2 protein-coding genes are annotated in these 15985 nt (G+C 45.7%); both read right to left on the bottom strand.

Translation table 11 applies throughout. The features are described from left to right. Positions 1–48: 48 nt before the first annotated feature. Positions 49–8196, bottom strand: coding sequence for a Tc toxin subunit A-related protein (locus tag DTOX_RS24435; RefSeq protein WP_015758327.1), 8148 nt, complete (start codon positions 8194–8196; stop codon positions 49–51). Between the two features lie 54 nt (positions 8197–8250). After that, complete coding sequence (locus DTOX_RS13920; protein WP_015758326.1) at positions 8251–15915, bottom strand: SpvB/TcaC N-terminal domain-containing protein; 7665 nt, start codon at positions 15913–15915, stop codon at positions 8251–8253. Between the last annotated feature and the right edge of the window lie 70 nt (positions 15916–15985).

Here is a 15985-nt window from a genome sequence, read left to right as displayed (position 1 = left end):
CGACTTTTATGGCTGAATAGCGGTGATTTTTTTGAAGCCGCGGTTAGATCAACCTTGCTTAGGCTTGTTAAAAACATTTGATTCATAGCCAATCAGGACTACAATATCCAATAAAACACCGGCATTGACAGCACCTTCGGCAAGCAGCACCGCGGGCATGCGGGCGGTGTCCAGTTCCAGAGCCCAGGTTTCCTTTGCCGGGGCGGTCTTGGACAGGTTTATATTGCCGGCATTGTCAGTGATCGAAACAGGGCTGCTGGTTCCGTCTCCGGTACGCAAATAAACAAAGCCTGTATTACTGTCTTTATCCGATACCTTTAGCCCCGGCGGGGTTTGCAGGAAGACGGATACTGTACTTAATTGTACATCCGTTAAATTCGGCAGAAGCATTTCATCCGTTATTGGAAAGCAAACCTGCTGAATATTGCCGCTTGGTTGGCTATTGATAAATTTGTTCCATTCTCCCGCATAACTTTGCTTCAAATCAATGGACTTGGCCAGTGTGTAAGGGTACGGCGGGTTATCTGCGTGAAGCAAGGCCTTTACCTGATTGGCTAAATTTTCACCTCCTTCTTGTGCCGTGTATTTTATTTGCAAGATGATGTCGGATATAGAGTTGAAATCAATCCTGTTTGTTTCCGGAGGCAGGTGCAGGGTCCACCTGGAAACTGCTCCCGTTCCCTCGAAGGGCAGGTATTGTTCATCACGAAAATCCAACAGGAAAAGTCCGCTGTCGTCAATACCGCGTGTAATGGCTATCTGCTGGTTGGGCAGCCAGTCTTCACGCAGGGACCCGCCTGGGTTATCCGGGTAAGTCGATGGGTCAATAACGTGTTCAATGGCTTTAATGTCTGGTTTTAGCACAATTTTATTGTTGTTTTGAACCAGGGTGGCGTTGATATTTTGATACGGTCTGACTACCGCAGGTATAGTTACCGAAACGGATTTTATCTTTCTGCAGTAGTGGCCGGGAAAATCAAAGTCAAAGAGCTTCTCGCTCAGTTCAAAGCTGATTTTTCCTCTTTCAGCTCCGTTAATGCCCCATTTGAATTCCATGAATTTTTGTGGGTCTAAATGTAATAGAGAAATAGTTTTTTCAATTTCCAACCTGCGCGGGTTGTTTTCAATATAGGACTTTTCCATCTGGCTTAAGGAAAGCAGCAGGCTTTCTCCACTCAGAAGCCCTTTGCGCAAGCTGTCCCAATAACTGAATTCTATAAACTGATCGTCCCGGCACAGTTCATTACGGTATGCCGCTTGAGCGGCAAGAGCCATGTCCAGGGCCATTCTGTAAGTCTGAAAATAAACAGTTGAAATACGGCCCATCATCCATTGATATAAATCCTGGCCGGTGAATTTGTTTTTGATGAAATCCTCGTATTCATCAGCCTGCTGGATGTTCTTTTGATGAATTTCCAGTTCTCTTGTCAGGTAAGCCTGTCGTGCCTGGTTGGCCGAGATCTGTTTATTAAGCTGTTCCACCTCGTAGCTGGCAATATCGCACTGGAGCTTCCATTCTTCCCGGCGGCGCACATATTGGGCTCCTGTAGCTATGATGCCGGCTGTCTGGTTCATTATTCCGGCCGTTACATCAATAACCTGGGCACCGGCATTTATGGCGTCACCAAATTGCATACCACCGTTGGCAAGACCGTAAACATTGGGAATTAAGTAACCTGCCATGGATAATCCACGTATGCAGCCTGACACTACTTGTAATGCTATCGAAGTGCCGCTAAGAGTCAGGCTGGCGATTTCCAAGGCATTGAGGTTTTCATCATACAAACTCTGGTAATGCTCCAGCCGGTTTTGGGCGCTGCTCCGGTTTTGCTGAAGTGACGCTGTTGTTTCGGTAATTTCCTCAATCTGCTTTTCCTTGGACAGAGTTGTAAGATTGAGAATATTCTTTTCGTGGGTGGAGCGAAGCAGGGCCAGAGCTTCTGCATCCTTTTTCTCCAATACCGAAAGAAGGCTGCTGCCAAGCTGGGATAGAGTTCCTGTAATATTTTTGGCTTTTTCCAGTATATAGTTAAAACGGTAGTGTGGTACGCCGGTGCTTCCATGTGAAATTACGGAAATTATATCGCTTCCCGCGGCCGCCAAACGAGCCAATTGAGCCGGGTCAAGCGGCGGTTCGAACAGCGGCAGGTTTTGTTTAACACCGTTAATATTCAGGCAGTGCCTGATCTTATAAAGCCTGTCCTCCACTCTGTCCCAGTAAGCCATAAATTCTGTGTTTTCAGGTATACAGAAATACGTGTCAAATTCGTTAAAGGGTGTGCCGGTCAGAGTCGGAGGATTCTGGCCGGTTGCATGTTCCAGCTCAATAAGAAATTGTGGAATTTCATATTGGTATTTGTCAAAAATATCTTTAAAGGAGACTGGGGCAGGTGTTTTGCCGGTGCCTATGCTCTCGGGCCTTTCTCCCAGCAAGTTGTATGCGCATATATACAGCAGTGTCGCTGCAGTAATGAATTCCCAGGAATACCTGGCAAACAGTGCGTCGCCCCAATCCAGCAGATTGTCAATATACTGCATGACCACCGATTTTTCATAGGCTCCTATTCTAAGCCGGGCGATGGCATGAGGATCGAAGGGAGTATTGTTATAAGCCGCAATCTCGCCGGGGTTTTTCAACTGGTCAATCAGTGATTCCAGTGTATGATTGCGGAAGGGTTGAAACTGCCAGAAACGTGCCACGGGCTTACTTATTTTGTAATTCAACAATATGTTTTTAACCGATTCAATCTGTACCTGATTCAAAATGGTTTTTAAATAAGTGTCCAGAGGGGTTTTCCTGGTAAAGGAAGGATTGACCAGGCCCTCAGCAGTGATAATTCCATTGTTAAGCAGTATTTTATAGATTGCCCGCGAGTCGCGTATACCCAGGGTGGAAGTCTGGAAAGAATCCTCCCTGACAGGATTTTCAGGCAGACTCGTGTTAAAAATATATTTAAGCCAGTTTTCGGCATCCTGGAATTTCTGGTTGGTTTTTAAAAGGTTGTAGATAAACATCGGTGCGTGGAAAAACAGTTCCCAGTAATAGAGACCGTAAGTGCCGTAAAAGTCAACCTGTGCACCGTCCAAGACTTCGGGAGCTTCTACCTTAAGGTCGTTGAATTGAAATCTTGAAAAGGGCAGTTCACTTTCAACAGGTATTTGCTGGGAATCCAGGCTCAGCAGTTTGTCTATGCTGCCGGTAAACAATGCCGAACTCAGCCTGTGAACGGCCGCAGTAGTCATCCGGGTGGCTTTGAGCTTGAATTCGCAGATATTGTAACCCTGGTCCTTGCTTGCGAAAAAGCCGACAGACGTTGGAAAAGCGCTCTGATACAGTGTATCCACCACGCAGCGTACCTTCTTGTCCTGATCGGGTTGATCTTTCAATACATCGGCAACATCCTGCGTAAGGCTGTAATAGTCGATGTCGCCGTCCAGGCGCCCGTTTTGATCAAGATAACCGTAGAGCATAAGCTGTTTGAAAATAGCCTGGGAACTGCTTTCCTCTATTTTTGCGGCTTCGGATACGAATGAACCTGGCCGGATAACGGGCCTGTGCATAAGTATATTTTTTACAACAGCCACTTTATCGTCTTCTCGGGGCTGCTCCGCAAAAAGGTCACGCAAATCCTTAGTCAGATCAGTCAGCACCGTGTCGGTGGAAAGACGCCCGTCCCGGTACAGATAGCCGTACTGCACAAGCTGATTGAAAATGCTTTCCGAGCTTTTTTCGTTGATTTCCATCGGCAAAGAAATAAAAGAATCAGGCTTGAACAGAGTGTCCGAATTGTAACTGCAGCGGCTGATTGACGGTAAATTTTTATCCGGGTCGCATAGCAGGAAAGATTCTTTTTCACCTTTAAAAACAAAGGCTGCCGGGTGGTTTTTGACCGTAAATATTTCGTAATTTTTGTTTCTCATAGCGCCGGAAAGACACGGGGTACCTGCTGATCTGCATATATTCTCCATGATGCAATTTATTTTCACAAGCTGATCCGGTTGTTGTCCGGTAATGCTTTTTAAGTACTGGTATAGTTTGGAAAAATCAATATTTCCGGGCATTCCCTTACTGTCTATATACGCGCCTTCCAATAGCTGTTTAAAAATCCTTTCGGAATCTGCCGCTTGTATACCGGCAGTTGAGGAAACAAAAGAATCGGGAGTAAGCTTGTCCGGCAGTTTAACAGGGGCAATGTCTGTAATCTGTGCTTCATTGCAATTATCATAAAGGATGTTTTTTGTACTGATCAGGTTCAGCCGCCCCGAAATACTGTCAATGTTTGGCCTGAAGCAGGTTATGCTTTGCGGCGAGTCATTTCTTAAAAGTATGAATTCATTAGGGTCGGCCAGGAATCCCTTTTCCAGATCATCGTTAATAATCACAGGATTGAATACCGGCAGGCAGCCTTCGTAGCCGTAATCCTTCACCGCCTTAAAATTCTTGGCTGCTTGATCCAGCCGGCAGTAAAAATCTTCGTTTGAAGAAGGCTGGCTGAAAGCAGGGGCTGTCCACTCCCCGAAATCACCGGTATTGAGCATGGGGCCGTAAAGGAGCATGATCTTTTCGAATTTGTTGGCTCCGGAACCAAGCACCCAGTAGCGATTCTTTTCCAGCTTATATGCATAGACTTTTTTCCACCATAGATGGTTTGTGTCAAAAAGGCTTTCAGAAAACAGGCCGTTATAACCGGGCAGCTGCGGCCCCCCCTGCACCGATATAACCATGTTTTCCACCAGTGTCTGGGGCTGAACCCAGTCTCCGCTGAAGTTATAGAAGGTATATTTTATCGAAGCCTTGTGTTTAGTGATTTTTTTGCTTGCGTCCTGGGTGTCGTCACTCTTATTAAATTCGACCCAGAAGACAAATAGTCTGTTGAAGGCATACATGGGAGCTATGTGTTCGGAATTGATGGTTAGTTCTACTTTATTCCATTCCGACCACGTTCCGTCATTTTCTTGAATGATGTAATAATAGTTGTAGGGTTGTGTTTGAGTGCGAGCGAATAAAAAGAGAGTAGGTGCGTCTTCTCTTTTTTCATCGCTGATATTGCAGTAGTATGCGTCCACGTATACCAGTTTGGCCAGTTCGGCAAAATTGTCCAAATATTTTTTATAGGCGGTTTCAACTGTTTTGCTGTTGATATCACCTTGCTTGAGTGAATTTTCCAGTTCCTTAAAAAGCTGAGTTTTTGAATTTCTATGAGCGGGATCAATGTAGTTTTCGGGATACAGGAAAATTTTTCGATTTGCTTCCCAAACACGGTAGTTCATCATCCATTCCCACCAGACTTCGGGTATGGAAAAAAACTCTGCCCCCGGTTCCAACTGTTTGCGGCAGCGGGTAAGATAGATCTGGACAGCATTAAGGGCTTCCTTGATATAGGAAATTTGGGCGCAGCCGCTCATCTCAACATCAATCAGCAAATATTCATACAGGTTTCTTGAGTTTTTGATCCATTGGGTTTCCTCTTTGCGGGATAATTCGCTGACAGCTATGCCAATAAGGGCTTCACGCTTACTTTCTTGTTCTTCTCCTTCTATTTGGTCGTAAATTTTATTCCAAACATCGGCAGCATAACGAGCCTTAACAGCGTTAATCAGGTTGTCAGCCGCTGCGGCGTAGGCATCCCAACTGCCTGTCACACTTTTGCCTGCCAGTGTGTGCAAACTAATCAGAAATGACAGGTTTGTTCCGGTTTTTTGTACTAATTCATATACTCGTCCTGTTTTGCATAATATCTCCATGCGGTTGTCATTTTTGAATATTTCTCCAAGCATCTTGATCTGCTCTTCGTCCTGTCCTGTAAGGGCGGCCAGCTCCCTGGCAGCGTCACCGCCATTTGCCGCGTTCATGTATGTTGTCAGGTGGTCCTGAGGATCGTCATAGACTGATCCCGCGTCTTTAAAACGCAAGATATTTATTATGTTGCCGGCGCTTAGTTTTTTTGCGTCTTGTATACCGTAGCTTGCCGAATAATCCCGGATGCTTTCAATTTCCTGGCTCTTGAGCTTGAGTTTCCGGACCAGTACCAGGTATCGTGATAAATCCTTGAGTATACTTCTGGCTTCCTCTTTTTTGGCGGTGTCCAGAAACACAGGGACAATGCCGGTATGACCGGCAAGAGAAAGCAAAGCCTTTATTTGCTCAGTTTTGGCGTTAAAGAAAGCGGCAAGCTGTTCAATAATTTTTTCCTCCTGCTCTTTTTGCTGCTCTTCAGCGGTCAGGGCAGTGCTTTTGGCCAGTGCAGGAAGGGTTTTCAGCCACGCTTCGGTATCCTGCTCCCTGTAGAAAGTATCGACAAAGGGGCTGGTATTTCCGTTTGCTATATAGTCAAGTTCAAAGACGTTTATACCCGAGCGCTTCAGCAGCACAGTTGTTTGAACTGTTTCCAGTATGCTGCCGGCAGTAAAGCCGGGTGCACAAGCACCAAATAAATCCATAAACTTTAGGTATCTGGGCATAGGAAGCCCTATCAAAGCTGCCAGCTTGGCATGGCGGTAAATCATGGAGAGGTTTTCAACTGTAATATTGACTGGGTTCTCAATGCCAAAAAGTTTTACGGCAAGCAGTTTTACGTCTTCTTGGGACATTCCCACACCCGAGGCGATGCGGACAGCTGTTTTGCGGTTTATATCGTTATCGGCTGCAATCTGCCATTGCCTGACATCCTGTGTATACATCGGGTTTAATACAGTATACTTGGGCCTGTATGTTTCCATACCGGGCCCGTTAAAAATGCAGTCAAACGGTGCTTCCGAGTTTGTTGAATTCTTTCCCACGCCATAGGTTTTCAGATCAAAAAGCAGTGCGCAAACTGTGTCCGTTGGGATGTTCAGCTTGCTTTCCAGTTCTTTTATTGCAGCTATCCCTGCCAGCGTACCGTCATCTATGAACGGAATTCCTTTATTTACGCAGTGTAGGATCCAATCCAGTGTGGCATAGCTCCAGCCTGTTTTCCTGACCAGTCTCAGAAAACGGTTTATTTGATCAAGGGCGTTGTTGTTGAGGTTCTTTATTATCTGTCTTTCTCCGTCTGTCTCAAGACTGAGATAAGCGGGCAGACTCTGGTTGATAAAAAACTGTCCGGTCAGCCCATTCTTAATTTCTTCATCCGAAAGATTCTGGTACAGCAAGTCGTGAAGCTGCCGGAATTTGAGTCCTGTCTGACGGCAGAAAGTTTCCGCATCAGCTAATTGACTCAACTCGGTTACACCGTAATATTCCTTCAATTTATCCTCTCCGGTGTTCCGGGTGGTTAAAAGCTGCCACTCTTCCGGAGACAATTCCAGGTATTCCGCCGCCCTGTCCTTGACGGAAGATCCTAAAGACTCATAAATTTCCCATAGTTCAACATTCAGCCGTTTCAAATATTGGCGTATCCTTTCCAGGGGGAGCTGGAAGGGAAGGTTTAAGGGATAGTATTTGTTGGCCAGGGCTTGATAAAGGCCGCACTGTTCCTGTAAGGTTCTGCTAACAATGTCCTCCAGTCTTTCATTCACAATTCTCAGATAGGGCATGGTGCGGTTGGTATTTTCGCAAGTCAACTTGATATTGGCCAGGTCAGGCCTTCTTTCCGACAGTTTCATGCCCGGCGGTATGGTCTTTTCATTGGGCTTGTTTACATATATCTCGGCAATACGCATAAGATCAACGAAATAGGCTGCCGGGCCGAATATGGATTTGCACTGGTCGCACTCGCAGTAATCCAGGCTGCCGAAGATATCCCGGTAGCTGGGCATCCTTTCGAAGAAATCGGTTAAGGTGCTGTTAATACTGTTCACCCTCATGGTCTTGAAATGCGGGGTGGTAATATTTTGAGCTGCCGCCCACATATGCATGACCTGGTTCTTTTTGTTTTCAGCCCGGATGTGGATTTCCACGGCTTTGGCTTCTCCATGTTCACCCAACAGCGGTCCGTATTCCTTAACAAACTGGTTCCGGCTTAAAGCCGTTATTTTAAAAGCAGAATCAATCCCCTTCTCCTGTAAAGTTTGGGCTGCTGTAATATCCGGATAAATTCGCAGTAAACGCTGATATGTCTTTAATTCGCCCAAAAGATTCTCTTTATCACCCCCGTCCCATTTTAAATTGGCCAGTTGTTCATTGTCATGAAAGTTAAAATCAAGAATACTGAATTCCGGGTTTTGTTTTTGGAAAGGTTCCATTCCTTTGATTTTTACTTTATTGAAGTCCATCTTTTTTCCTCCTTGAGACCGGGTTAGAACAGGGTATTTATTAACTAACAAATATTAACTGGGTGTAAATTTTACCCATACTCCTTTTTCGTCAACACTGACCGGCCAGCGGGATGCGTAAACATCGGTCTTCAGCTTATTGGCTACTGTTTGTGCGGTGCTGAACAACCCTTCATAAAATCCGCCGAAACAGCTGACAAGTTTAATGGGTACATTATTCATGCCGTCTTTGTGCGGGAACCCCTGATCATGCAAGAGATCGGCAAGGTCCTCTTTAGTTATAAACTGGTTGTATTTTCCGCCTTTTGCCTCTGGGAATACGTAACGCGGGTATCCGTGCACCATCACCAGATCACACAATACGGTTTTCTTAGTTTTATCATCAGTGACTTCAAAATAGCTTTTGGGAGGATTGGTTTCTATTTCTTTCGGATTAAGTTCCAGATAATGCCGGCTGTGATGCTGCGTAAGGCTGATGTTCAGGTCCGTTAATTTTGCTTTTACAGGCATAGTCGGCAGGTCTGCGTCTCCAAGTTGAAAAAGGCCGAAATGGGCACCCGAAGCCAGGACTCCTCCTCCGAAACCAGCGACAGCTCCAACTACGGCATTATGCCAGCTGAACTGTTTGGTGGCAGACAGTGTGGCCAGGGAACTGATTGCACCTGTTAAACCGGAAGTTATCAGTCCTGTTCTGGCAACAGATGTAGAAGGCTGGTTTTTGTCTTTTGCCCGGGACATCTCCTGCCGGCCGATTATTCCGCCAATGATTGAACCTACCATACCTGCTCCGGCCATTGCCAGAGCACCTAAACGGCTTTTATCTTTGTTGAAATACATACCGGCTAAGCCGGCCAGAGCGCCTACAACCGGGGAGGAATAATTCCCTGTCCCTACGGCGGCCCCGCCAATCAATCCTACAGCAAGAGTTGTCAGCCCGCCGTAGAGCAAACTTAACCAGGGACTGCCTTCCTTCCCGTTTGGGTCTATAAACTTGATAGGATTGCCCTTTACGAAGGCGTACAGGTTAAGCCCGTCGGCAGTGCCGGCAGGGTCTGGGTTTATCCACCGGCCCAGCCACGGCGGATAATAGCGGGCGCCGTAGTAATAAAGACCTGTGAAATCGTCTCGTTCCTTGCCGCAGTAGCGGTATTCCTTGAGCTTGACTTCGCTTTTATCTCTTCCGGCTGTAAATGATGTACCGCCGTAAGGAAGGTATTCCTCATAGCTTATAATATTTGCCTGATCGTCCGCCTCCAGGCAGGATGAACCCAGGTGGTTGTTCAACTGGAAGCGGAACTTGCGTTCCATAATCTTCCCGATTTCCCGGTTAAAATCGTCTTTAAGCCAGATGTCGGTTATGGCAATGCGGCTTTTACCGTCCATGACATGAAGGGACTGCCTGTCCAGGATTACCGTTTCCGAGCTTTCAGATTTCTTTTTTATACGTTTTATTTCCAGGCTGCCCAGATAAATCTTCTCTTCTATTTCTGTGAGGGAGTCGCTGCATTTGCGTTCTGTCACCTTTCTGACACGCTGTCCACCGCTGTCGTAGACGAAATAGTCGCTGTCGGAGCTGTTGTTTTCTCTCAAAATAACATCGACACGGGATATGTTATTCCTATAGCTCCATTTTATATCTGCCAGGTTTTCAAGGTTTTGCATATTTCCGCAGTTGTCGTATATAGTTTTACAAAAATCCTTTGTGCCGTTGAACGAAGTAATTTGGACGGTGCGGTTGGAGTCGGCTGAAATGTCAATCTGCCTTGTCCATGACGCCGATGCCGAAATGTGTCTTATGGTCGTCAGATTTCCGGCTTCGTCGTAATTATAGTTCTCACGGTAGTTTTCCAAGTTGTTCCCGTCATTGAGGTTGGGCGGGTTAATTGGCCTGAATATGCTTTGCTTGAACCCGTACCTGTGGGTGTCGGCCAGAATGCCGGGATGCTGGCGGCCTGTGGCACTGACAAGCTGGTACAAAGCGTTGTATGAATAATCGCTCAAGGGTTCTATTATTTGCTGGCTGCAGAATACAGTCCGGTAAGAGTTGTCCCTTATCCTGGTTACATTGCCGGCCGGATCATAGGCATAGACAATGTCTTGAAGCTTGCGTCCCTTGGTATCCATTGCATTATTGTTGTCCGGCCCTGTTGATATAATGCCGGTTAAACGCAGGGTTGGATCATCATAGTAATACTGGGTTGTTATGCCGTTTCCATAGGCAATATTGAGGCGCTGGCTGTTGGCGTTGTATTGAATATCTTCAACAACCACCTGCTTGCTGCCGTCCGGGAAGGTTATCGCAGTCTTCCAGAGCAGACCCGCCTGGTTGTATTCATGAGTATAAATGCCGGCACCGGGTACTGTTTCCGAGCAAACCCTGTTTAGAGCATCATAAGTGTAGCCGGTGCTGAATGCTTCATATTGCAGGGCCTGATTGTTGTTATTCCAGTTAGCCTCATTTTTGTAATCAGACAGGAATTGTCTGGCGGTTTGTGCCGCTTTGCCTTTTATGTTATAAAGGTCGTATGTTATAACACCGGCCTGATCGAAGTGCTTATAGACCTGTCCCCGCAAATTTTTGTCTTGTGAAGCTTCTTTATTGCCGTCGTATAATTCTCCATAGATGAACTTTTCAACTGTTTGATTTAGGACAAGACCACGACCGTCTTCGCCTTCAACATTAATCTGAACAGGCCGCTGAAAGCAGTCGTACAGAGTTGTTGTATGGAAACCGCGGCTGTCCCAGGTATGAACTGTATTGCCGAAAATATTTTTAAAATTAAGCTTCAGACCGGCGTCGGGGCTGTTTATCGAGATAAGATTTTTTTGCATATCGTACACATATTTAAAGTTGTAATAACTGGTATTATTCTTTATATTGGAATAATAAAGGCGTGGATCTGCGGAGAAAAGAACATTGCCTTCAATATCCAGTTCATGATAGGTAACCAGGCAGTTTTCCTTCAATATGCTTATGATCTTATCTTCGTACTGTTTGTATCTGTCAGTTAATTGCAGCAGGAAATTTCTTTCATACGGCTGAAATTTGTCCGGGACCCAACCGTTTGTCGAAATCGTGTCACTTTCAATATATCCTTTTGACTTAAGCTCGTTCCATAACTCTTCCGGTTCTACTGTCGAATTTTTAATAATATCGCTAAAAGTATCCCTGGTTATCTCCCCCAGGTTGTTGCGTATTTCCAGGAAGGTATGGCCTGCATTATCCAAAACCTTTATTTCCGGTGTATTGTAAAAACGAGAAGCCTTATCCAGAGCATCGTTTTCGTCTTTTTGTTCCGGAGCCGGGTCTGGTGGATAAGTAGCCTTGAAACTTTTATAGTATGTGCTGTCACGTACTGTGTCATTTTCATCAAAATGTTTTTCTTCCCAGGGCGTGAATTCTATCTTTGTGAAAAAGCCTTTGGGATTTACAGTTTTGACCGGTCGGAGCATAGGATCGTAATATAGTTCCGTTGGATTGGGTAAAACAGAATCCATATCCTTTTGCAGTTCGTAATTCGGTGTAGGGGAAAAATAGGGAATATACTGTTTTACAGGTTTGCCCTTGTTGTTGTAAACGGTTCTGCCCGATACTATCCAGCGGTCTTGGACCAAACCCTGTGTAATTTGGTCTGATGCATTCAAAACCGGTTTTCCGTCCTTATCTCTTAAAACGGCTTCACCTGGGTCGGTTTTTAACTTCTTTTCAATTTCCCGGCCAAACCCGTCGCTGTAGTCTATCTGAATTTGCATGCGGCTTTCTTCTCCGGCGGGTATGGCACTGGTGTGGGTCTCTCTGAGCAGTTTTATAGAACATGCCGGCTCACCCTTGTTTTTCCAGGTAAATAGATCATAATAGAAGTAGGTTGTAGCCGATTGCAGGTATTTTCCGGGATTAACAAGCACATCGTCAAATGTCGTATTCTCACCGGGTATTGCACGGTAGTCTTTTAGATCGCAGTCTCCTTCCGGTTTGCCTCCGGCAGTGCCAAAAACAGAGGTGACGGTAACCATGCCCAGCGGATCAAAAAGAACTTGTGAGACGTTATCGTTGGTGTCTGTAATTTGTTTGCTTGCCAGTACGGTATAGTCAATCAGAGCACTGGAAACGTTTGCTGTTTCACCGGTAAGGAATTTTGTCATTTTAACAGGTGCCAGGAAGTACCGGTCATATTCATAAACAGTCTGGGCATACAGGGACGAAGCAGGGGGGGCATAAGAATTTTCAGTTTTCCATGGCAGAAAAAAGCTGTTATCGGTTTCTTTAAAAAAATGCTGTGTAAGTCCTCTGTTCCACCAGTATCCCTCTTGAAGCACATATCCCCCATCTGTTTCCATAAGACCGGGGACTGCCTTACCGTTAAGCAATGAATTTGCCGTCTCCTGGGTAAAAACCGCTTTTTCGGAGTGATGCGGCAGTGCCTTTTCTGTAATTTCGCCAAGTGGGAGAGGAGCATTTTGGGCTTCATTCCAGAAATAATTCCTTTCCCAGGAAAGCAGCCGAGCTTGGATTATTCCTGCAGAAAACTTCTCGTCGTTGCGGATTTGGTTTTCCAGCGACTGTTTAACCTGGTCATTTACTTGCGCGGAGCTGAAACATGCCTGTCCCTGCAGATCCAATCCGTTTATTTCATAAGTTTTGCTGTCACAGGGGATTCCCAATAGCAGAAAATCCTTGCTGATGTTAATAAAGGATTTTATATCCAAAGTTGCCCGGATACGGGTTTGTTCAGGGTAAATTATCGGGGTTGTGATGCCACTGACCGTGGGACGCCTGGGGTAAAATATGCGACAGGACTTTTTTGTATTGCCATAGTCATCTACCTCAAGACACAATTCTTGCTGCACCTGCGGGTCGGTGGGATTACGCTCATAGTTAAAGCTCACCGTTTCCTTTTGATAAACGAAAAATACAGCTTCCTGATCACTGGTTGCGGGCTGCATTTCCCTGACATGAAAAGAGGTTTCGGTTACGGCATAGGGATTGTCCGTCAATCCCGGCATATTATCGAGAGCGTATACCTCTTCGCGGATAACCCTGCCCTTAAGTGCTCTGTAAGCAAGCCTAACTGTTTCGGCGCTGTCCTGCAGGATGACGCCGTCAAAGCTGCTGTCGGGAATAGAAAAAGCCTTTTTATCCTGCCGATAATATTCTTGCTCGCTCTGTTTTGACAGTACCCCTGCTTCAAGACAGGCTCCCGTATGATACCATCTTTTAGTGTAAACAGGAGGAGCATGGAGCTCTTCAGCTGTGGCATGGAAAGCAATATTCTCAAGCAGGCCGGGTTTTGAGTAAATCTTGAAGTCTTCGGTATCCGTTTCTTCAACAAAGCCAAAACCTCTGAATTCTCTTTCCACAGAGTCGTAGAAGCCGTCATGGTACTTATACCCGGCGGTCAGTTTTGATCCTGAAATTTGATCTATACTTTCTACCTTTTCCACTACCTGGACGGGAAAAGGTAGTTTGGTTTTCCAGGGACGGCCCGATATATTGTCTTCCAGGTAGTACTTGACCGAGCTGGCATAGTTTATGCGAGTTAAAGCTCCGAGGTTGTTGTCAATTCCGGTCAGAATATATGGCTTTGTCCCTTCGGAAAAATTGTAATAGTAATGCTTGGCGCCGACACCTGTCTTGGTAAAAATCAGGCAGGCCGAACCACTGCCTTTCACGTCCGCAAAGCTGATATGGTCCGCGTTGCTGTATCCCTCAGGCAGGGGTATGGATATGGGGTGGCTGAAACTGTTGCCGCCCTGGTTTAAAAAAATCTCGATTCTATCCGAATAGGTATAAGCAATATCTGTCGTGCCGGTTCCGTCCAAATCGGCAAAAAACAGGCGTGAAGCGTCCAGGGTACCCTCAAAACGCGGAGAGTTGCCAAATAAAACCTTTTTGCCAAAACGCCCGTACCCAAGATTGGGCCAGCATTCGACGCTGCCGCACCTGATTCTTACCCGGTGGGACATGCCATCGCCGAACATGTCGGCATAGCTCAATACCTCTTCGGCATACCGGCCGCTTGTTATGGGAAAGTCTTTTGACAGGCCGGTTCTGGTGGGAATACCGTAGCCTTTTTTCTTCAATGAAGGATAAAGCTTGACCGTATTATCCTCGTAAATTAAAAGATTTGCCAGCCCGTCCCCGTCCGTATCAAGCATTTCTTTTCGGGGATTGGTGAAGTCCAAAGGGTAATATTCGAAATCCCGGTATGGTTGCCATGCGCCGCCGGGGCTGCATTCATAAAAACCGCCTCTTTGCGGGGTACCCACCACCAGGTCAAGCTTACCGTTGCCCTCCAGGCTTACCAGCGTGTATTCAGCTTTTTGGAGATCTTTCTCAATGGGAAACTCTAAAGGCGGTTCTGGATACCCGTACGCACCATTGCCTTTAGGCTTCCAGTACAGTGCGGCCTTATCGTCACTATATAAAAGGCCCGGTATGCCGTCCCCGTAAAGATCTACAAAATTGTAGCTCACCTGTCCTGTACTTACAGGCGCCGCTATACTGTCCTCCACCTGCAAAATATCGAATTTTCCGCCTTCCGGGTTCAAATATGAATAGGAAAGCTCAAGCGGCGGCATGGATTTGAATTCATAACTGCCGTTTTCTTGTCTTTTAAAACCCCTTACTTCAACTTTAGAAATCTGTAGTACTTTTGTAGACTGGTTATTAATGATTAGTTTCGATTGTTGTGCTGATTCCCCGTATGTCAGTTGGGTGGCCTTAACCAGGCAGGGTGCTTCTCCCAGCTCATTTTTAAAATGATGGAACATCAGAATGTTTTGGCACAGGCGTAAGGTGCGTATTTCAAAACCGCTCCTGTAAGAAGAGAAGGGATCCTGCCTTGCCGGCCACTTTCTAATCGGAATGTAAGGGTTGCAGTCGGGTTGGCTCAAGTATTGCTCTGAAATATCGTATTGTCCATAATCGAAAACTACTTCGAAATTCCACTCTTCCTGGCCGTTTTCTTCCAAACAGTTGCCGTATCTGATGCTGCTGATATATTTGTTGGCTGTGTAAGTCCGGTTTTTTTCGCAGATATCGTTAGGTACATTTTCATTATCTTCCTGTTTGTATAAATACTCAATTTTGTTGCCTTTTGCATCGCAGGTTTTTTCGATGAGCCATTTAAAAACATGGCTGTTGTTGTCAGGATCTGTTATCCTTGCATTTTCGTTTCTCCCGTAGACGGAGGTGGTATTTTCCCTGGTGGTTACCTTCCAATAGGAGTCGCAGTTGCTCTTCCAGTATTCGATTTCGGCAAACAGTCCCTCTATTCTGGGAATATACGAAAGTACTTTCCAACCAACGCCGTCCTCTTCCACATACCGTTCTTTCTTGAGCCAGTTTCCTTCTTCATCTTTAACCATCTTAGGGACAAGATCCTCGGTGTTGGAGAAAAGAAAAACATCTGTGTCATCATACTTCGGAATTCCTTTTTCGGTTTTCCTGGATATACCGGGAACAGAAATGGAAAAACCTATTCCGAAAATACCATTGCCTGAGCCCGAGTTGTAAGCTAAACTCATTTTAGGTTCAAAGCCTCGGCAGGGTGATATTTGAACAGGTATGGAAAGGCTTGCCGTACCGGAGAAAGGATCGGGCCGGAAAGTTTCTCCGATTCCTTTAATGGTGCCTCCCCCCTTGGGCAGAGACAATTCGGTGACGGATATTTTGTTTCTGCTTCCCTTGCTTGCAGTATTTTGGTTGTTTTTTTCCATTGATATGCTCCTTATTGTTACAAGAGATTTTTATCGGGCAACAGTCAATAAGTGCCTATCGGTTTTGACC

Source organism: Desulfofarcimen acetoxidans DSM 771 (assembly GCF_000024205.1).
In the GTDB taxonomy this organism is placed as follows: Bacteria; Bacillota; Desulfotomaculia; order Desulfotomaculales; family Desulfofarciminaceae; genus Desulfofarcimen; species Desulfofarcimen acetoxidans.
Note: the sequence above shows the minus strand (reverse complement) of the source record. Positions and strands in the feature narration are given on the sequence as shown.

Coding starts and splice junctions, on each gene's coding strand:
- DTOX_RS24435 (WP_015758327.1), bottom strand. CDS start 8,196: ATGGACTTCAATAAAGTAAAAATCAAAGGAATGGAACCTTTCCAAAAA.
- DTOX_RS13920 (WP_015758326.1), bottom strand. CDS start 15,915: ATGGAAAAAAACAACCAAAATACTGCAAGCAAGGGAAGCAGAAACAAA.